Annotated in this window: 17 protein-coding genes; 2 read left to right on the top strand and 15 right to left on the bottom strand. The window is 41.4% G+C overall.

Annotated elements, in window-relative coordinates; all coding sequences use genetic code 11:
• Positions 1-75 precede the first annotated feature (75 nt).
• The 13 genes from ACPEIW_RS04825 to ACPEIW_RS04885 form a co-directional block, all read right to left on the bottom strand.
• Positions 76-1479, bottom strand: coding sequence for an MFS transporter (locus ACPEIW_RS04825; RefSeq protein WP_016635694.1), 1404 nt, complete (start codon positions 1477-1479; stop codon positions 76-78).
• Between the two features lie 141 nt (positions 1480-1620).
• A complete protein-coding gene (locus tag ACPEIW_RS04830) occupies positions 1621-2577 on the bottom strand; it encodes a nucleoside hydrolase (RefSeq protein WP_032813541.1) in 957 nt (318 codons plus the stop codon).
• Between the two features lie 432 nt (positions 2578-3009).
• Positions 3010-4347 (bottom strand): type I glutamate--ammonia ligase, encoded by a 1338-nt coding sequence (gene glnA, locus ACPEIW_RS04835; RefSeq protein WP_004130324.1) that lies wholly within the window; start codon positions 4345-4347, stop codon positions 3010-3012.
• Positions 4348-4522: 175 nt separating this feature from the next.
• A complete protein-coding gene (locus ACPEIW_RS04840; RefSeq protein ID WP_016787386.1) occupies positions 4523-5212 on the bottom strand; it encodes a hypothetical protein in 690 nt (229 codons plus the stop codon).
• 147 nt (positions 5213-5359) lie between these two features.
• Complete coding sequence (gene dnaE, locus ACPEIW_RS04845) at positions 5360-8920, bottom strand: DNA polymerase III subunit alpha (protein WP_425663369.1); 3561 nt, start codon at positions 8918-8920, stop codon at positions 5360-5362.
• A gap of 52 nt (positions 8921-8972) precedes the next feature.
• On the bottom strand, positions 8973-9929 hold the full coding sequence (locus ACPEIW_RS04850; protein WP_425663371.1) for an RluA family pseudouridine synthase: 957 nt from the start codon (positions 9927-9929) through the stop codon (positions 8973-8975).
• Entirely contained in the window at positions 9922-10416 is a 495-nt protein-coding gene (locus ACPEIW_RS04855; RefSeq protein ID WP_016808726.1) for a signal peptidase II, read from the bottom strand. The genes ACPEIW_RS04850 and ACPEIW_RS04855 overlap by 8 nt, the downstream gene beginning before the upstream one ends.
• Positions 10417-10484: 68 nt before the next feature.
• The gene (locus ACPEIW_RS04860) at positions 10485-11798 is read right to left on the bottom strand and encodes a DivIVA domain-containing protein (protein ID WP_425663373.1); all 1314 of its coding nucleotides are present in this window, start codon (positions 11796-11798) and stop codon (positions 10485-10487) included.
• A gap of 271 nt (positions 11799-12069) precedes the next feature.
• A complete protein-coding gene (locus ACPEIW_RS04865) occupies positions 12070-12363 on the bottom strand; it encodes a YggT family protein (RefSeq protein WP_032818175.1) in 294 nt (97 codons plus the stop codon).
• Positions 12364-12574: 211 nt separating this feature from the next.
• Positions 12575-13039, bottom strand: coding sequence for a cell division protein SepF (locus ACPEIW_RS04870; RefSeq protein WP_016635704.1), 465 nt, complete (start codon positions 13037-13039; stop codon positions 12575-12577).
• Positions 13040-13063: 24 nt separating this feature from the next.
• On the bottom strand, positions 13064-14272 hold the full coding sequence (gene ftsZ / locus ACPEIW_RS04875) for a cell division protein FtsZ (protein WP_032835871.1): 1209 nt from the start codon (positions 14270-14272) through the stop codon (positions 13064-13066).
• 229 nt (positions 14273-14501) lie between these two features.
• Entirely contained in the window at positions 14502-15656 is a 1155-nt protein-coding gene (dusB, locus tag ACPEIW_RS04880; RefSeq protein WP_425663376.1) for a tRNA dihydrouridine synthase DusB, read from the bottom strand.
• Positions 15657-15754: 98 nt separating this feature from the next.
• Positions 15755-17275 carry a glycine--tRNA ligase gene (locus ACPEIW_RS04885; RefSeq protein WP_115761787.1) on the bottom strand — a complete coding sequence of 507 codons (1521 nt, stop codon included), beginning with the start codon at positions 17273-17275 and terminating at the stop codon, positions 15755-15757.
• Positions 17276-17459: 184 nt separating this feature from the next.
• Here ACPEIW_RS04885 and ACPEIW_RS04890 point away from each other — a divergent pair, with 184 nt between their 5' ends.
• On the top strand, positions 17460-17846 hold the full coding sequence (locus tag ACPEIW_RS04890) for an MTH1187 family thiamine-binding protein (RefSeq protein WP_004132604.1): 387 nt from the start codon (positions 17460-17462) through the stop codon (positions 17844-17846).
• A 77-nt stretch (positions 17847-17923) separates the two neighbouring features.
• Complete coding sequence (locus ACPEIW_RS04895; RefSeq protein WP_425663379.1) at positions 17924-19153, top strand: M20 family metallopeptidase; 1230 nt, start codon at positions 17924-17926, stop codon at positions 19151-19153.
• A 26-nt stretch (positions 19154-19179) separates the two neighbouring features.
• Here the strand turns inward: ACPEIW_RS04895 and ACPEIW_RS04900 are convergent, their stop codons facing one another.
• Both ACPEIW_RS04900 and ACPEIW_RS04905 read right to left on the bottom strand, forming a co-directional pair.
• Positions 19180-19974, bottom strand: a complete 795-nt coding sequence (locus ACPEIW_RS04900; RefSeq protein WP_016635710.1) for an isoprenyl transferase — start codon at positions 19972-19974, stop codon at positions 19180-19182.
• Positions 19975-20054: 80 nt separating this feature from the next.
• Positions 20055-21296, bottom strand: coding sequence for a phosphotransferase enzyme family protein (locus tag ACPEIW_RS04905; RefSeq protein WP_425663381.1), 1242 nt, complete (start codon positions 21294-21296; stop codon positions 20055-20057).
• Positions 21297-21402: the final 106 nt, after the last annotated feature.

The raw sequence follows: 21402 nt of genomic DNA on the forward strand, positions 1-21402 counted from the left end.
AAAAAAGTGGTCACTATCCACGCAGCCAAAGATGACTGCAAGATAGTGACCACTAACATATTGAGTAAATAATAATTACTCTTTAACCATAAGGCTACGAGCAATGTAAACTACTAAGCCAATAAAGGCTACAATAGCGCCCATCATAAGCAAGTTAGAATAGCCTGCACCTAAGCCTTGGATTCCAGCAAAAGAGAATCCTTTTAGCAAGTTTCCGCCAAAGAATCCGCTGAAAATGGAAATACCGATTGATGCTGTAACATTCATAACTAAATCGTTCATACCGCATCCACGACCCGATTCTTCAACAGGCAATGCGCTAAGAACCGTTGAAACGATTGGCGAATACATAAGTCCGCAACCAGCGTAGTAGACGCATGCGCACAAAGTTAGAACAAGGAATCCGCAATTGATGAATACAGCAGCTCCAACCCATCCAAGAATCATAAGAACAGCAGCTATAATAATGCCAGCTTTACGTCCAATGAAACCGATAATTGTTCCAGAGCATGTTCCAAACACTGCTGCTACAACGAATGCCCATACAAGGTAGGAAGAAACTGCCTCAGTGCTCATATGATACAAAGCTCCACCAATCACATTGTAAATTGGAGGCATGCAATAGTTAGTAAAGTAGAAGATGAAGATCAAAATAATGCCCGAAAGCCAACGCTTATTCTTAAAGAATGCAGGAGTTACAAACGGGTTCTTTGCCTTCATAATGTATCCAGCAAACACAACAAACAGCACGATGGATCCAAGCAACAATCCCCATGCCTTGTACGAGAAGAACAAAGTCAGCAATGCAACAGCAATACCAAACACTGTAAAGCCAAGCTTATCTATCTTTCCACCAATACCGTTCTTTGTAGGCAAGAACTTAACAAGAACTGGCAAGAACAGAATAGTAATTGCAGGAATCAAGAACAAATACTGCCAAGCAATAGAGCTAAGAGCACCAGCAGCAAAAACGCCAATAGAAGCAGAAAGCTGATAAGCAGCAGTAAAGAGTCCAAAGAAAATTACCTTAAGATCGTTGCGCAAATACTTAGTTGCAATAACAAGGAAGGAAGAACCTGCTACCTGCTCGCCAGCTGTTTGTAAAATACGCGCAATAATAACAGTCCACAAGTTTGGAGTGAAGAAGAAGTTTGCAATAAAACCAAACAACGATCCAACAAACAGTGTTACAAGTCCGATTGTTATGAGTCTACGAAGCGACACAAAGTCACCCAAAGAACCGTAAATAAAGCACACAATGCCTAAAACAATAATTGGCAAACTCGTAATAAGAGAAGCTTGATCAGGCGCGCCAACAGCTTTACCAATCTGATCAAATACCAGATTAAATCCTTGCAAACACAATGTTCCAAGAATAAAGGTTATAAGAAGTAAAATTAGCGAGTAAATCGCCACTTTGTCGCGGGTTTTTGGATCCTCGTATGGGTCTACCGCACTAGATTTTGCAATCTCAGTCATAATAATCCAATCAATTAATATTTTTAGTTTTTACATTGGCAAATAAGGCACATCGCATATTGCGGAAAATGTTGCGATTTGCGGCGTGTCGAACAACAAAAAGCGGAGTTAAAACGGAACTAAAACTCGTAAAATCCACACTCAGCCAGCGATTTTTGCCAAGCCAGAAATGCGCGTCATAAACTCGTTCAAGAATCGTGGAACATCAACACCAACAGCAACTTGCATTGTCTTAACAGGGTCATTCAAGCGCGTAACATCACCAATTGTGCGTCCACGAGTTGGACCTTCAACATCAACTTGCATATTGATTGGAAGCGTTGTAACAAGCGTTGGATCCACAGCTACAGCCACTGCCAAAGGATCATGCAAACCGCATCCGCCAAGGTGTGGAGCCGTTGTCTCATATGCCTTAATGTAAAAGTCGGTCATATCTGCAAGGAACTTGCCAGCCTTTGTACCAAGGTCACGCCACTGCTTTGTCTCCTTGTAGGTAAGCAAAGTCTGTAAAGTAACATCCAAACCAATCATTGTTACTGGAGCACCAGAGCGGAATAGTACATCTGCAGCATCTGGGTCTTGAGATATATTCGCTTCGGTCCAAGCATTTACGTTTCCATGAATGGTAAGCGCTCCGCCCATAAGAACAATCTTTCCGATTTCGTCCTTGATTTCTGGAGCTTTCTTCAACGCAGCAGCGATATTTGTCATTGGTCCTGTTGGAACATACACCAAGTCCTTGCCATATTTCTTTACAGAATCGATAATAAAATCAACAGCTGATTCATCTTCTGCTTTGCGCGCAGAATCTGGAATCTCAACATCGCCAATTCCGTTATCTCCATGAATAAATGCAGAAATTGGAAGAACTTCAAAAGAATCTTTTTTGCTTGCGTGCGAAAGTCCCTTATAAACTTTTACTTCGGGATGCCCAAGTAAGTCTGTGATTGCAAGCGCGTTACGAACACCTTGCTCCATTAAAACGTTGCCATACGTGCCAGTTATGCCAATAAGCTCCATTTCTGGACTTCCAAGAGCATAAGATATAGCGAGAGTATCGTCAACACCAGTATCAAGATCAAGAATCAGCTTCTTCACTTGAGTTACCTCCCTTTGTGTATTTGGCATGATTTTACAGTCGTTGTAAATCATGGATTGCGCGAATATTTTCAAAATTATTCAAATGCAACCAAGCAAAAATTCTATTCTCATAATTTTGAAAATCAACATTACAATTGGATAATTTTAGATATATCATTGTTTCTTTATTGTGCAATAGTTTGCGATTTTTGTTATAAAATGTTTCAATTGCCAACAAAAGTTAAATTAAATAAACAAACGTTTAAATTATGCTTAGAAACTAGCATTCAAACATAAACATTCAGATATAACAATATGAAAAAATTTTGCGAAAAATGTTAAAAAATAATCAAAGAAAAACCTAAAAATAAATCGCGCGACACGCCGCCACAGCACATCGCGCGATTTTAATAGTCAACACAAACTAAATTCGCAAATACGCTGCAAAACCTACAGTCTAGGCAAGTATTTCTCTAGCTCGTAAGGCGTTACTTGGCGACGATACTCTTCCCACTCTTTGTGCTTATTGCGCAAGAAGTATTCAAACGCGTGCTCGCCAAGTACACTAGCAACAAAATCAGACTTCTCCATAATCTTCAAAGCTTCATCCAGAGACTCAGGAAGAGGCTGAATGCCCATAGCTTGACGCTCAGCATCCGTAAGCTCCCAAACGTCGTCGCTAGTAGGATCGCACAAAGTCATTTGCTTCTCAATGCCATCTAAGCCAGCAGCCAACAAAACAGAGTATGCAAGATACGGATTCGCAACAGGGTCGAGCGCGCGAAACTCCATTCTGCAAGAATTACCTTTGCCAGGCTTATATTGAGGCACACGCAAAAGCGCAGAACGGTTGCTATGACCCCAGCAAACATAGCTAGGAGCCTCCGCCCCACCCCACAAGCGCTTGTAAGAATTAACGTATTGATCTGTAACAGCGCAAATTTCTGCAGCATGATGCAAAATACCAGCCGCAAATTGGCGAGCAATAAGCGACATATTAAACTCTTGGCCAGCCTCATAGAAAGCGTTTGAATCTCCTTCAAACAGGCTTAAATGCGTGTGCATACCAGAACCAGGCTGGTCGGTTAGCGGCTTAGGCATAAAGCTCGCATACATTCCGCGCTCAAGAGAAATCTCCTTAACAACAGTGCGGAAAGTCATAATGTTATCTGCAGTAGTAAGAGCGTCTGCATATCTTAAGTCAATCTCGTTTTGACCAGGACCGCCTTCGTGGTGAGAATACTCAACAGAAATACCCATCTGTTCAAGCATGCTCACAGCACTACGACGAAAGTCCATTGCCGAACTTCTTGGAACGTGGTCAAAATACCCACCTTCATCAATAGGAACAGGAGCTTTAGACCAATCGTCTTGCGCTTCAAATAAGTAAAACTCAATTTCTGGATGAACGTAAAAAGTAAAGCCTTTTTCTTTAGCTTTTGCGAGCGCAGTTTTAAGAACATGACGCGGATCTCCAAGAGACGGCTCCCCATCTGGCGTTAGAACGTCGCAAAACATGCGCGCCGTGCCTTCTGGGCCGCCATGCCATGGCAAAAGTTGGAAAGTCGAAGGATCTGGCTTAACAATCATGTCGTCTTCTAAAACACGAGTCATGCCTTCAATCGCAGAACCATCGAAGCCAATACCCTCTTCAAACGCAGCTTCAAGCTCTGCTGGAGCAATAGCAACCGATTTAAGAGTTCCAAGAACATCCGTGAACCATAGTCGAATAAAACGAACGTCACGCTCTTCAACTGTACGCAAAGCGAATTCTTGCTGTCTATCCATATCTACAGTCCAATCAATTTAAGTGTGTAACTATGTGTTTTTCTCTCATACTCTTTAACTAATATTTAAGAGATTAATTTATATTATCTCTTACTTTTCACTTTTATTTAGTTTTATGAGCATGAATTTACTTATTTTTAATGTAGCAATCTAGTAGCAATCTACTTAACGTGGATTACATCTTTTTGCCATATTTATAAAAAATCTCTTTGGCTTGATCATCGCTTAAATCATCTGTACTTGTAACTTCAATCCCAGATTCTTTAAGATCTTTAACACTTGAGTAACAAATCATAAGGTCTTCAACACATCTAGCAGCCATTGCAAGAATCATAGGAGGAACAACGTCTAAAACGCCTCGATTGTATTCATAAACTTTTGCATCAATCTTATTAGCGCGATTTACCATTAGAACAGCAGGCATTCCACGAAAATAGTCGGTAAATTTTTTAACTGATTTTTCTGGATTGTCTTCGTCTAAATCACGTAAAACTGCGACTCCACCATTTTCATCGTTAAAACAATCCGCATTAACTCCAGCCATTTTGCAAAAAGATGCAAGAAGCTCTCCTGGCTCTATAGCTGTTAAGAACAGCGCGCACTTTGCCTTTTTTCCAAGCAAACCTTGCAAATCTTCTTCAAAATCTGCTTGCTCAATCTTTTTTACAGCATCATCGATTGAATCACGATTTTGCTCTTCGCTAAACTCTTTTTCAAAACCAAGCAATGCATCTTCCAGCTCTTTATCGGTAAAAGAAGTACGAACATCGTTGGAATCATTGGAGCCAACGCCATTATTGCCATTAACTCCATTATTATCACTAACGTTATTGTTTTTACTCAAATCGTCGTTATTTTCACACATATCTTTTTACCTTCTAAATCAAAAAGCCTTATTTTTACTTGTTTTTACTTATCTTTACTTATCTTTACCACTTCTTAAAACGCTTAAAGTCACTCTAAAACACTCTAAGAATATTCTACGCGATTAGCTTATTTTAATCGGCTCATTTTAGGCGCCTGGCAAACAAGCTGGGCCAAACAATATTTTTAGCTCTGCAAAAAGTGACATATCTCGCTTAACTCTAAATCTATCTCCAAAAGCTAAGACTTTTGCGCGCCCCTTAGAGTCAATCAAAGCAAGTCTTACTTCGCAACACCCAGGATGCTCACATAATATAGAACTCAACTTGTCTAATTTAGATTTATCGATACTCATATTAGGAAGAACAATATTAAGAGGTCTTGAATCTATAGATTCCAAAGAAGGTATTTCAAAATATTTACCACGCAAAGAAACTGTTTCATCGCGAACCTCAACTTCACCTCGAATTTGGGCTACTTGATCAATCGCAAAATCATTTGCAGCAGCTTCGTATGCTTTGCTGAAAAACATACATTGTATGGAACTTTCCATATCTTCCAATGTGATTATTGCCCACGCATTACCTTGTTTAGAAACACGTCTATCTACACCAGTAATCAGACCAGCTAAAGTCACTTTAGTGCGTTCATTCATAGTTTTTGCTTTATCAATCAATTCAGCAATACTCATATCACTCAAGCTACTTAAAACAGCAGAAAGACCGCTCAAAGGATGATCAGAAACATAAAGTCCAAGCATCTCGCGCTCAAAGTTTAGCTTTGTTTTTTTATCCCATTCTTCTACATCAGGAACATTTATTTCAGCATCGCCTAACGACAGATTATCTGTATTATCTTCATCAATACTAGAGAATAAATCAAACTGACCTTCCAATTGCCTACGCTTAATAGGTATTACGGAATCTATCGCTTGTCCACAAATTTCCCAAATAGCACGCCTATTAGGATCAATAGAATCGAAAGCTCCAGCTTTAATCAAAGATTCAACAAGCCTTCTGTTAAGAGCATCAAAAGAAACTCTTTTAACGAAATCTTTGAAATTCACAAAACGTCCTCTAGAAGATTCACGTTCAGCAATAATATCTTTTACAGCTTTATCTCCAACGTTTCTAATTGCTCCAAGACCGAATCGCACAACATTGCCTACAGCAGAATACTCTAATACTGATTCATTAACATCAGGAGGTAAAATGCGAATTCCCATGCGCCTTGCTTCACCCAAATACAGTGCAGTCTTATCTTTATTCGTACGTTCGTTTTGGAGTAACGCAGCCATAAATTCAACCGGGTAATGCGTTTTTAAGTAAGCAGTCCAATATGAAATCAAACCATATGCAGCAGAATGAGCTTTATTAAACGCGTAACCAGAGAATGGAACTAAAACATCCCACACAGCTTGAGCAGCTTCTTTAGAATACCCATGCTCTTGCATACCTTTAAAGAACGGGATTTTCTCTTTAGCCAACACTTCTGGCTTCTTTTTACCCATAGCTCTACGCAAAACATCTGCCTTGCCAAGGCTATACCCTGCTAAAATACGCGCAGCAGATTGCACCTGCTCTTGGTACACAATCAAACCATAAGTTTCACCTAAAACATCTTTTAGCGGCTCTGCAACTTCGGGGTGAATAGGCGTAATCTTTTGCAAACCGTTCTTGCGCTTAGCGTAGTTTGTATGAGAATCCATATCCATAGGACCTGGCCTATAAAGCGCAATCAAAGCAGAAATATCGTTAAAGTTATCTGGTTTTAGAGTGCGAAGAAGCGCACGCATACCGTCGGAATCAAGCTGGAAAACTCCTAAAGTATCTCCTCTTGCAAGAAGTTTGTAAGTTTCTTTATCGTCTAAAGGTATTTTCGTATAATCAATTTTTGTATGACGATTATTCTCAACATTTCGAATAGTATCCCTAATAACCGTTAAGTTAGAAAGACCCAAAAAATCCATCTTAACTAGGCCAAGAGTTTCGCAAGTGTGATACTCAAAAGTTGTTGTAATTGTGCCATCAGTGCGCTCCAAAAGAGGAGACGTATCTGTAATAGGCTCCGAACCCATAATCGTTGCACAAGCATGCACACCCGTTTGGCGAATCAAGCCTTCAATACCCTTTGCTTCTTCTGTAATTAGCTTTGTATCTGGGTCATCCTTGTACATCTCACGGAACTCACGAGCCTCCGCGTATCTCTTTGACTTTTCATCAAAAATTTCATGCAAGCTCATATCTTTGCCATTTTTTGCAGGAGGCAAAATCTTTGTAATTTTTTCTCCAACAGAAAACTCATAACCCATTATTCGAGCAGCATCTTTAAGAGCTTGCTTAGTTTTAATCGTGCCATAAATCACGCATTGCGCTACTTTGTCTTTTCCATATTTTTCGCCAACGTATTCCAAAACTTTGGCTCTACCTTCTGGATCAAAGTCAACGTCAATATCTGGCAAAGACACGCGCTCTGGGTTTAAGAATCGTTCAAAAATCAAACCATGCTTCATTGGGTCAAGCTCGGTAATGCCCATTGCATACGCCACCATTGCTCCTGCAGCGCTTCCTCGTCCAGGGCCAACCATAACCCCGTGCTCTTTTGCCCAATTAATATAGTCTGCAACAACTAAAAAGTAGCCACAAAATTGCATTTGGCATATAACGCCACACTCGTAGTCTGCTTGTTTTAAGACTTCCATTGGAACATTGTTGTTGTATCTGCGTTCCAAACCCTCTTCAACTTTTTTAAGGAATAGCGAAGTCTCATCCCACCCTTTAGGACAATCAAATTGCGGCATAAAAGCGCCATCTTCGCCGTCATCAAACATAACATTGCAACGGCGCGCAATCTCAAGCGTATTATCGCAAGCTTCTGGAAACTCCTTAAAAAGCTCACGCATTTGCTCAGCAGACTTCAAATAATAGCCAGAACCGTCAAACTTAAAACGATCTGGATCATCTAAGCGAGATCCAGAATTAATGCAAAGCATTGCATCTTGCGCTTCTCTATCTTCTTCGTGCACATAGTGCAAATCGTTAGTAGCAAGAAGAGGAGCATTCAACTTTTTAGCAATCTCAAGCAAATCTTTTGTAACGCGTGTTTCAATAGAAAGCCCGTGATTCATAAGCTCAATAAAGAAATTATCTCGACCAAAAATATCTTGGAACTCACCTGCAGCGCGTAAAGCCTCATCAAATTGACCCAAACGAAGACGCGTTTGAATAATTCCAGACGGACATCCAGAAGACGCTATAACGCCTTTAGAATACGTTGAAAGCACATCTTTATCCATTCGAGGATATCGCATAACGCGACCTTCCAAATTGGCTATAGACGATGCTTTAAGCAAATTTGTTAAGCCTTCATCATTTTCGGCCCACATTGTCATGTGAGTAATCAAACCACCGCCAGAAACATCGTCACTTCTTTGCGCGTCCGTTCCCCAATGAACTCGGCTTTTGTCTTGTCTGGCTGTTTCTGGAGTCACATAAGCTTCGATTCCAATAATCGGCTTAATCCCAGCTTTTACAGCCGTGCTCCACATCTCGTACGCGCCATGCATATTGCCGTGGTCTGTAATAGCAATAGCTGGCATACCCAATTCTTTTGCACTCGCTACTAGGTCTGGTATCTTTGAAGCACCATCCAAAAGCGAATAATGCGTGTGGTTATGCAAATGTACAAAGTTTGTTTCTGGCCTAGTCATGCTTGCTATTTTATAGATGCAATATGACCTGTTTTGCTAAATATGCTCGCTTTTATAATTGCTGCACGGCTTGTAAAGCGTGTTGCAAATCTAGCGGATACTCCGATTCAAGCTTAACTAATTTTCCTGTTCTAGGATGCTTAAATTCTAGCTTAGTTGAGTGAAGCCATTGGCGTTGTAACTCTAGTTTTTCTGCGAGCTTTGGGTTTGCTCCATACATTTTATCCGCCACTAATGGATGACCAATCGAAGAAAAATGCACGCGTATTTGGTGAGTTCTACCCGTCTCTAAATTTACGCTAACTAAAGTTGCAATTCCAAAGCGCTCCAAAACATCCCAATGTGTTACAGCTGGTTTGCCATTTTTGGTTACAGTAAACCTAAAGTCAGATACTTTCGACCTTCCAATCGGAGCTTCAATAGTCGCTTTGTTTTGCTCCAAATTTCCTTGCACTAATGCCGTATAAGTTTTTTTAACACTATGACTAGCAAATTGCTGCTTCATATTTTCGTACGCAAAATCCGTTTTGCAAACGAGCATAAGGCCGCTTGTTCCAACGTCTAACCTGCTTACGATTCCTTTGCGTGATTCGTCGCAAAGCGTTGTGTTTATTTTAATCCCAGCGTCTTCTAGACATTCTGGAACAGTAGGCCCGTTCCACCCTTTTGCTGCATGAGACGCCACAGAAACAGGCTTGTTTATTACTACAACATCGTCATCATTGTATACGATTTCTAAATCGCATATAGAAGGCTGGCTTTGAGGATTACTGGAAGAATCGCAATCACTAGCACAATCACAAGCACAATCGTCTTCTTTATTTACAACAATCACATCTGATTCTTGCAAAATAGACGATTTTTGCGACTTTCTATTTAAGATTTTTGCTTTGCCACTATCGATTAGCGATATTGCGTTTGCACGCGATACTCCCATAAGCTTCGACAAGCACACGTCGAATCTGCATCCGGCAAATTGACTCGTAACAGTAAAACGAATATCACTCATCAGCGCGCTCTATAAGAGGAATCCCAATCAAAATAAGGCATATAACTGCGATTCCTGCAAACATAAGCTCAATATCTGCCACATTTCCAACGGACCATCCGTAGTTTATAAAATCTACGACTTTTCCGTTCAAAAATCCTTGAGCATATTGCGCTCTATCAATAAGATTTCCAAAAGCTCCAGCAAAAGCTAAAGCAAGCGCAATAGTCCAATATAAGGATTTTGTGTGCTTAATAACAGCAGTCATAGCACCGCAAGCAGCGCAAGCTAACACGCTAATAACCCAAGTAAAAGAAGAGCCTAAGCCAAAAGATGCTCCAGGATTCCTAACAAGAGTAAAAGAGAGCAAGTGTGGAAGAATCTCAATGTTTTTTCCACCACTAAGCGCTGCTAAAGCCCAAACTTTTGTTACTCGGTCTAAAACCACGCCAATAAAAGCAATCAGTGCAAAAACGGCTGCGCGATTACGCAGCCGTTCTACACGCACATAACTATGCGTCAATGTATTTTCCAATCTAAAGGGATTTAGTAAATACTACTAAATACTAGTAAATACTACTTATCCTGCTTATCTTGATTTTCCATAGATGTATACGTGTTTTCGTCGGAAACTTGAGCAACAAGCTGACCCAAGAAGTCGGTCAAGCGAGTACGATACTCAGTTTCAAACTGCTTAAGGCTTTGAATGTTTCCTTCAATAACCTTAGTTTGCTTCTCGAGATTTTCACGTACTTGGCGAGCATATGCGTCTGCAGAAGTGCGAGTAGTGGAATCGTAATCCGCAGCTCTGTGCTGAACTTCTGCTTCGTATTGATCAGCTTGATCGTGAGTTTGCTTAGAGTAGTCATCCGCAGCTTGACGAACCTTGCCCGAGTAAGCGTCTGCCTCGTTGTGAGCACGAGCCGCATAAGCATCGGCATCTCCGCGAGTACGAACCGAATAATCATCCGCATCCCCGCGAGTTTGCTTATTGTATTCGTCAGCCTCGCTGTGCGTGCGACCAGAGTATTCGTCTGCCTTGGCAATTATCTCGTTATAGCGTGCCTGGCTTTCTTCAACAATCTGCTGAGCCTTTGCCTTGCCCTTGTCTACATATTGATCGTGCAATTGCATTGCAAGAGTCAACATAGCAGTAGCACGCTCTGGCTCCGAGCCCTGAGCTTCCGCACCAGCGCCTGCAATCTTTTGCAAGCTACCAGTTTCTGTGCTTGGTTCCATCTTAGAAACTTGCTCGCGAAGCTGTTCTTCTCGCTTATGCGATTCTTCGAGCTGCTTGTTAAGATCTTGAACCTTAGCATTTTCTTGCTGAGTTACAACAAGCTGCTGGCGAACCTCTTCTAGCTCACGACCCAAGTTTTCGCTGCTTGCACGGAAGTCATCGCGCTCGCGCGTAACGTTTTCAAGCTCTTCTTGAATCTTCTTATCAGCGTCTGCCTTAGCATTATCTGCATTTGCAGCTTGAGCGGTAAGCTGATCTACTTGAGCACCCAATCCATCCAGTTGCTCCTTAAGCTGCTGATTTTGCTCGCTCAATGCACGGTTGTTTTCTTCCGCTTCCTTAAGCTTTGCTGCAAGATCGTTATCACTCTTGCTTGCATTGCTGGATGCTTCTCGCAAATCATTATTTTCTTTAGTTAAAGATTCAACCTGATTTGTTAAGTCTGAAATCTTATTGTTTAAGCTAGCAACATCAGCGCCAAGAGACTGCGTAGAAGCCCCGAGTCCTTGCACGGCCTGCTGACCAAGCGCTTCGATTGTTTCTGTAACCTGATCTAAAAAGTCATCAACTTCGTCAACGTCATAGCCTCCCTTGAATCTAACGATCTGGAAGGTATGCTCGCGAATGTCTTTAGGCGTTAACAGAGCCATAATGCATTACACCTCACTTTTGGGCGCGCAGCCCTTTTGATATATCTCTTCGATGCTATCACGTCCATAGAAAAAATTGTGTAAAAAGTAATTATTTTTTACGAAATCTGCCAATATTTTATTATTCAGACTTATTTTTATTATGAAGACTTACGTTTAGTAAATGTTTAGTAAATAATGTGATTAATAGATAATAATACGAACATCGTTGAAAAATAGTGGCGATTGCGCGCGTATAGTGAACATTCTTAAAGTCTTAATAAAAAAAATCTTAATAGATCATAGATAAAATCACTTGTAAAACAATTATCAAAAAGTAAACAACCATAAAACTTACGTCTAAACTTATGTTACCAAGCCTTACGGGTGGTATGAATCTACGCGCAAATCTTAAAAGCGGTTCCGTTAAATAATATATGATTTGAGCAAATTTTCTAACAATCGCATTTGGACTAAATGAATGGAATACGATTGGAATCCAGTCTAAAATTGCGCGAATAAATAGCACTGTTAAGTATGCGCTTAGAAAAAGATTAATGATTAATATTAAGCTGTTAAAAATCATAAACTCACTTCCGTAAATAAACTTTCTTAAAACAATCACAAGTAAACAATCATCACAATAAAAGTTAAGAAGATTTTTGTTATTAGATAATTTTTATTCGATAATTGATATTAGATAATTTAAGGCAGAAATCTCAAAGAGACTCTGCCTTAAATCTAAATAACGCATAAAGCAAATGCTATAAGCGGTCTTTGTTACTAAGCTTGTATCTTTACGAGAACAATTCTCTAGCAGAACCGCCATTAGGAGCGTCTTCAACCTTTATGTTTACTTGCGAAGGACTTAGAAGAAACACTCTTGGCGTTACTCGCTCAATAGACCCACGAACACCAAATACAACTCCAGCAGAAAAGTCAACAATGCGATACGCAACAGATTCACTAACACCAGTAAGATTCAAAACAACTGGAGTTCCATCTCTTAACGCACGCCCAACTAATTGAGCATCGTCATAAGACTTTGGATGAATCGTTGTAATGCGACTCATGCGGACTGCTCCAGCACGAGAAGCAGTGCCATTACCCAACTGCGATTCTGAATTATGCAGACTTATAGGAGCAACGTTGTGATCGTTGTCAAACGAAGTTTCTTGCGCTTGAGAATCAACGAAATCATCGTCGTCTTGAACATCACTCATGCCTACGTAAGACATCATGTTCTTCATAAAGCCAGCCATTAAGCTGCCCTCCTATCGCTATGCTTAACGTAGAAAATCAGGAATATCCAATTCGTCTGGTTCGTCTTGAGGCTTATCTTTAGAAGCCGATGCTTGATAATTCTGGCTTGGTGCAACAGAATCAAACATAGAAGAAACAGGCTGCGAAGATTCTTCAGCAACAACAGGCTTTGCGGAAGGCGCGACTGGAGTTGTTGACTGAGCTGGGGCAACAGAATCAACTCCTGCTTGCATATCTACAAAAGCACCAGCCTTATCGTCTTCCACCTTAGGGTGGGAATCAAAACCAGCAGCAATAACAGTAACGCGAACTTCGTCTCCGTAAGAATCGTCCAAAGAAAGACCCCAAATAATCTGGGCTTCTGGATGAATTGCCTTGCGAACAAGTTCTGTTGCAGCGCTTGCTTCTTGCAACTTCAAATCGCTTGGACCTGCAATATTAATCAAAGCACCGTGAGCGCCTTCAATGCTCTCTTCAAGCAATGGGGAGCTAATAGCAATTTCAGCAGCTTGAGTAGCTCTGTCTTCTCCCTTTGCAGCGCCAATTCCAAACAGCGCGGTTCCAGCACCACGCAAAACGGCGGTAACATCCGAAAAATCAACATGAATATAAGAATTCATGGTAATCAAATCGGTAATACCTTGCACGCCTGCAAGCAATGCGGTATCTGCCGTCTTAAAAGCTTCAATAATTCCGATAGTTCGATCTGAAATTTCCAACAAACGATCGTTTGGAATAACAATCAAAGCATCGACTTCTTTACGAAGATTTTCAATACCAAGTTTTGCTGATGCAGCACGCTGAGGGCCTTCAAACCCGAAAGGACGCGTAACTACTGCGATTGTTAAAGCACCTTGCTGGTGTGCAGCTCGCGCAACTATTGGGCTTGCACCTGTACCAGTTCCACCGCCCTCGCCGCAAGTTACGAACACCATATCGGCGCCCTTTAATGCTTCTTCAATGTCGGATTGATGATCTTGTGCAGCTTTTGCACCCTTTTCTGGATCAGCACCAGCACCGAGACCACGACTTGAAGCATCAGATAATGAAATCTTTACATCAGCGTCGGAACGCAACAAATCCTTAGCATCAGTGTTGATAGCTACGAATTCTACGTTCTGCAAACCCTCGGTGATCATTCGGTTGACGGCGTTACCACCGGCTCCACCGACGCCGACTACCTTGATTATGGTTTTGTCGTTGAAATTGTCAGTCTGGGCAATCTCGCTCACCGTTGTCTCCTGTCACTCACACGCACGTTTTACGCAATACTTTAGCGCAAAACGCTCGATAATGGCGACGTTTTACAAATAAAAACTTAAAAAATGTCACCGATTCGATAATACACCGTGCTATACGCAAATATTTAAGGCGTTTTACCAACAAAAGTTTTGAACATTAAGCAATAGCTTAGACGCCATTTTTAACAGCCGCTAAACCCTAGAAAACTCTAGAAAAACGCTAGTAGCTAGCATCCATCGGGTCATTGCCAAAAAGCTCTTTGCGCTCCTCGCTAGTGGTAATTCTTGAATCCAACCAGCCATATGGCAAATGAACTTTTTTAGCAAAACGAACTCGGCCGCGCGGCGTGTCTAAAACCTGCTCAGGAAGCTTAAGCGATAAATCCAATGCATCAATATTGCGTTGAACATCCTCAATAGACTCGCATTCCATAAAGCTTTTGCGAGTTCCTCCTCCAACTGGGAAGCCTTTCAAATACCACGCAATATGCTTTCGCAAGTCATGAACTGCCATTCGTTCGTCGCCATCATAAAAGTCAACAAGAAGCTCCAAATGCCTTAAAATCACTTTGCAAACTTCGCCAAGACTTGGATTAACGCGATTATCGCTGCCATTGCAAGCAGAACGAATATCAGCAAAAATCCAAGGACGCCCCTGGCATCCGCGGCCAATCGCAACGCCTGCACATCCTGTTTCTTTAAACATTGCAAGAGCGTCATCCGCGCCCCAAATATCTCCATTACCAAAAACAGGAATATCTAAAGCCTCTACAAGCTCGCTAATACGGCTCCAATCGGAATGGCCACCATAATATTCTGCAGTCGTACGCGCATGCAAAGTAACAGCCGCACAACCCTCTTCTTGCGCAATATGACCAGCTTGCATAAAAGTCTCGTGGTCTTCGTCAATTCCAACGCGGAATTTAGCTGTAACTGGGATTCCTGCTGGATTACACACGCTTATAACGCGATGCAAAATCTCTTGAAGCAAATCCGTTTTCCAAGGAAGAGCAGATCCGCCACCGCGCCTTGTAACTTTAGGAACTGGGCAGCCAAAGTTTAAGTCAACGTGATCTGCCATATTTTCGTCAACAACAATTCGAGCAGCTTGCTCCACAATTAAAGGATCCACTCCGTAAAGTTGCAAGGAGCGCACTTTTTCACTAGGCGCAAAACGGCATAAACGCAAGGCTTTTGGATTTCTTGCGACTAGTGCGCGTGCAGTAATCATTTCTGCAACATACAAGCCATCTGGCCCGTATTCTCGGCAAATCACGCGAAAAGGCCAGTTAGTAATACCAGCCATTGGAGATAAAACAACAGGAGTTGCAATATGAATTTTCCCTAAATCCACTGGTTTAATAGAAAAATCCATATTGCTTTAACTCCGTTCACTTTAATATATTTTTGCTAGCGATTTTACGCTAGCGATTTTATGCGATTTTTTACTAGCGACTTTTTACTAAATACTTATTAGTACAATCCGCCAGCTTGAGCAATCTTTACAGGCTGCGATTCGTCAACGCCGCCTTCCTTAGCAACATCCACACCGCCGTCTGCAGCACGCGTGCCAACAATCTCTACAGGACCTTGCGGATACTTAACGCGCTTTTCATTAATGCGGCTTGCTACGTAATCTGCAACCTTGTCTAAGGAAACACGCTCTTGTTGCATAGTGTCGCGCTCGCGAATTGTAACAGCGTGATCTTCCAAAGTATCGAAGTCAACTGTTACGCACAAAGGAGTACCAATCTCGTCTTCGCGGCGATAGCGGCGGCCAATAGCGCCAGCCTCATCGTAGTCAATAACCCAATCATGCTGGCGAAGATCAGCAGCCAAATCTTGAGCAACCGATTGCAATTCTGGCTTCTTGCTCAATGGCAAAACAGCAGCCTTAACAGGAGCCAAACGAGGGTCAAGTCGAAGAACAGTGCGCTTATCCACTCCACCCTTAGTGTTTGGAGCCTCGTCAACGTCGTAAGCATCAACCAAGAACGCCATAAGCGAGCGCGTAAGGCCAGCAGCAGGCTCAATAACGTAAGGCACGTACTTTTCGCCAGTTGCCTGGTTAAAGTAGCTCAAATCCTCGCCAGAATGCTTAGCGTGAGCAGACAAATCGTAGTCGGTACGGTTTGCAATGCCTTCAAGCTCTCCCCAGTCAGATCCTTGGAATCCGAATTTGTATTCAATATCTACAGTGCGCTTGGAATAATGGCTTAGCTTCTCTTTAGGATGCTCATACATGCGCAAATTCTCTGGCTTTACGCCCAAATCAACATACCAATTTACGCGAGTGTCAATCCAATATTGATGCCAAGCTTCGTCCGTTCCAGGCTCTACAAAGAACTCCATTTCCATCTGCTCAAACTCGCGAGTGCGGAAGATGAAGTTTCCAGGCGTAATCTCGTTACGGAAAGACTTACCAATATTCGCAATGCCGAATGGCGGCTTTTGACGAGTAGAAGTCATAACGTTCTTAAAATCAACAAAAATACCTTGCGCTGTTTCTGGTCGCAAATAATGCAAGCTGTTTTCGTCTTCCACTGGCCCCAAATGAGTGCGAAGCATCATGTTAAAATCGCGAGGCTCCGTCCAATTTCCGCGAGTTCCACAATCTGGGCAAGCAATGTCTTTCAAGCCATTTTCTGGCATCTTGTCGCCATGCTTTTCGGCATAAGACTCTTCCAACTTATCTGCACGATGGCGCTTATGGCAATTCAAGCACTCAATAAGAGGATCGTTGAATACAGAAACGTGACCAGACGCAACCCAAACTTGAGAAGGCAAAATAACAGACGTATCTACGCCAACAACATCGCCACGAGTAGTGACCATATAACGCCACCATTCGCGCTTGATATTATCTTTTAACGCAACGCCCAAAGGGCCATAATCCCACGCGGAGCGAGTTCCGCCGTAAATCTCTCCAGCTGGAAACACAAATCCACGACGCTTAGCCAGCGACACAACTTCATCAAGCTTTGAAACAGCCACAATACACCTTTTTCGTAAATCTAGAAAATTCGGGTGAAACGGTGTTTATTATAGAAAAACCCTGTGACGCTAACGCAACATATAAAGCTACATAAACATATAAAGCTACATATATAAGCTAAACGAATACAATAATGTATAAGCATAATTTTGCACACGCATTTGTATTTTGAAAGGACTTAAAATGAGCGAAAACAATGTTGAAAAGACTAATGATAACAAGACTTGCGATACTTGCAATAACAAAAATTCCCACAAAACTAATACAGTTGCAGCATTATGCATTGCTCCTAGCGGAGTTGGCGAAGAACTCAGCGAATACGTAGCAGATTGCGTTAAAGTGATTCGTGATTCTGGATTAAAAAACGAAACAAACGCAATGTTTACAAACATCGAAGGCGAATTCGACGACGTTATGCGCGTTGTAAAAGACGCAACTATGGTTCTTGTAGAAAAAGGCTACCGCACAGGCGTTATATTAAAACTAGACATTCGTCCTGGTTTTAGCGGTCAAATCGACGCAAAAGCTGCTCTTGTAGACAAGATTCTTGAAGAACGCGAAAACAAGTAATTTGTTAATAAATAATTTATAAATAAAACATAAAATAGAGCTAAATTGCAATAAGCAAAATAAGAAAGCAGAAATTAATGCTGCAAATTAAATCAGTTAAGCAAATATTGTCCAACATAAAAGAAACTCAAGCAGATAGAGAAAAGCAGTATAAATACCTGCATCAGCATCCTGAATTATCTATGCAAGAAACGCATACAGCACAAGCAATCATAGATATTCTTACTAAAGATGGAATTGAAGCAAAGCGCGTTGGAAAAACAGGAGTTGTAGCAATAATCAAAAATGGAGAAGGGCCAATAGTTGCTATGCGAGCAGATATTGATGCTCTTCCTGTTACAGAAAATTCAGGAAAAGACTACGCTTCAACAGTTACAACACAAGATGAAAATGGTAAAACAGTTGGAGTTTCACACGCTTGCGGTCACGATTTTCATATTGCAAGTTTACTTGGATCTTTACAAGCTTTTAACAATCATAAAGAAGCATGGCATGGAACCTACATTGGAGTGTTTCAACCAGGAGAAGAAACAGCTCAAGGCGCAAAAAGCTTGGTTGAAAATGGCATTACACGCATTATTCCAAAGCCTGACGTTTACCTTGGTCAGCATGTGTTGGGCGCTATTCCTGCAGGAACAGTTGGTATTCGATCGGGCGCGTTCTTAACTACTGCAGCTTCGATTCGTGTGCACATTTTTGGTAAAGGTTCACATGGTTCTATGCCTGAGTTGAGTGTTGACCCAGTGATTGTTGCTTCGTCAATTGTGCTTAAATTGCAAACGATTGTGTCTCGCGAACTTGCAGCTAAAGATTACGCAATAGTTACAGTCGGCGCAATAAACGCTGGAAGCAAGTCAAACATTATTCCAGACGATGCGGAACTTTTGATTAATACTAGAACATACAGCGAAGATACTCAAAAATTTGTTCACTCTGCTATTGAGCGAATTGTGCGCGGAGAGTGCGAGCTTGCAAGATGTCCTAAGAAACCAGAATTTACATACTATGACCGCTATCCGCTTACGAATAATGATCAGAATTCATCTTTGCGCGTGCGTAAAGCTTTTGATGAATACTTTGGAGAAGACTCTGTAAATATTTCGCGCGCTTCTGCTTCAGAAGATTTTTCTATAGTCGCGAACGCTTTCAATACACCTTACGCATACTGGGGATTAGGTGGATTTGAAGACATGAAAAATGCTCCAGGAAACCACAATCCAGCTTTTGCTCCAGATTTGCAACCAACTCTAAATCGTGGACTTGAATCAGCTGTTGTTGCAGCTTGCGCATGGCTAGCTTGCGACTAATAAATTAATTCTACTAACAGATAAGTTTAAGCGGTTTTTACGCCACCAAATCTGCGGTCGCGATGCGCATAACGGTCGATTGACCTCCACAACGCTTCGCGACCATAATCTGGGAAAAGTTCTGGCACAAAATCAAGCTCCGCATAAGACGCTTGCCAAGGCAAAAAGTTGCTTGTGCGCTGCTCTCCCGAAGTGCGAATCACAAGATCGCAATCTGGAATATCTGGATTATACAAATGTTCTGCAATCATCTTCTCACTAATGCGATCGCCCTTAATTTTGCCGCTTTTAACTTCCCTAGCAATTGCTGCGCAAGCGTCTGCGATTTCCGCGCGACCACCATAATTTAAGCAAAAAACAACGTCAATCGTAGTGTTATTTTTCGTTATTTCTTGAGCTTTTTCCAACTCGTCAATAACAGACTTCCACAATTTCGGCCGTCTTCCAGCCCATCGCACGCGCACTCCCCACTCATTCATTTGCGCAACTCTGCGATGAATAATATCTCTAGAAAATCCCATCAAAAAATGCACTTCTTGAGGAGATCTCTTCCAATTTTCAGTAGAAAACGTGTACAAGCTTAAGTAGCGAACACCTGCTTCTATGGCTCCTGCAATAGTGTCAAAAACCACTGGTTCCGCCGCTTTATGCCCTTCGGTGCGAATCATTCCGCGCTCTTTGGCCCATCTGCCATTGCCGTCCATAATCACGCCTACATGGCGAGGAACTTTACCTTTAGGAAAATCTGGCACACGGCTAGGATCACTAAATGGAGCCGCTGGAATATTTAACGAAGTGTAGTCAACGTTTTCAAAACTCATAGTTAAAATCTAACAACCCCATTGAACGAATAGCTAAAGCGTTTTGCAAAGCTTGACTAAAAAGCACACTAAAAAGTCCGCTATATTTTTTGCAAAACTTCTGTTAGATAATTCAAATATCTTTTCCCAAAGCAAGATTTGTACCATCTAGCATGCTCTAAGAATCCAGTATCGTAGCCCCAAATCTTAAAATCGTATGTTCCATTTGACTTTAAGTAATAGTCTACAAATTCTACGCATTGCTCGATTTGACTTACAGATAAAACAAGCGGAAGCAGCTCTTTTTCAACATCTGTTAACGGTCGAACGCTAGCATATCCTTGCAAAATTGCTTCTGCTAAGTCCGTTCTAAATGAATCTTTTTTGCTGTTTGCAATATCTACCCATTGAATTGTGTTGCGCTCTAAAGTCATTGCCAAATCGTAGATTGCTGTGTTTTTATACGCCATTCCAAAGTCAAACACTGCGCTTGGAGCGCTATCTTTCCACATAAAATTAGATATATGCGGATCTCCATGAGTCCACTGCTTTTTTAGATTCACATACCCCAAATCGTAAATTTTTTTGCATGTTGGAGCAAATTCACTTAAATCTTTTACAAAATCACGATTCTGCTCTTTTAAGAATTTCGCTAAATCGGGTCTATTTTTTAACCAAACTTCTGCAGCTTTTTGCACATCTTCGCTTGCACAAAGACTAAATCTTGATTGAAAAGCGTTGATTTCCTTAGGATTTGGCTCGTCAAAACTTTGCGAAGCTAAGGCGATTTTTGCCATCATTACTCCAAGATTTTTGGCTTCTTCGCACGTTTTAGGCGGATCCCAAGTGTACGCGTCTTTGTATCTATCTTCTCCGCTAGCTTTTAAAGTCACTTCATAAGCGCAATCGCCTATTACAAGAAGAGTGCCGTCTACGTAAATATTGCCAGAAGTATCGTCACAAGTATCGCCAGAAGTATTCTTTTCTAAATCTAAAAACTCTCTATTTTTGTTAAAATACAAGTACTTTGGCGTGCTTATTTTGTTTTGTAAAAGATGCTCCGCAAAACGATGATACGGCCTAATTGTGCTTGCTTGCCTCACTTTTGTGCTGCATCTTTTAATATAAACGTCCAAACTTTGCGATTTCTTTGACGAATCATCTTTGTAATGCGCACGAATCAATGAACCTGCAGCCATCGGGCGCAAACTATGACTTAAAACGCAATCAGCTTCTAGCGGATCCTCTAAAAGAGAACACACAATATTTGCCTCATCTAAATCAACATTTGCCCATCTTTGAGCAACAATATCTAGCTGAGGGTCGTTGCTTTCGTTTTCCATATTCGCTCCAATTATTGCCACAGGTTCATTGAATTGTGATATTTATTTGCGATTGTAATTGCGTTTGCAATCGTTATTATGATTGCGATTCAAGCACATGCTGGCC

This window comes from Gardnerella piotii (assembly GCF_049815665.1).
Classification (GTDB): domain Bacteria; phylum Actinomycetota; class Actinomycetes; order Actinomycetales; family Bifidobacteriaceae; genus Bifidobacterium; species Bifidobacterium piotii.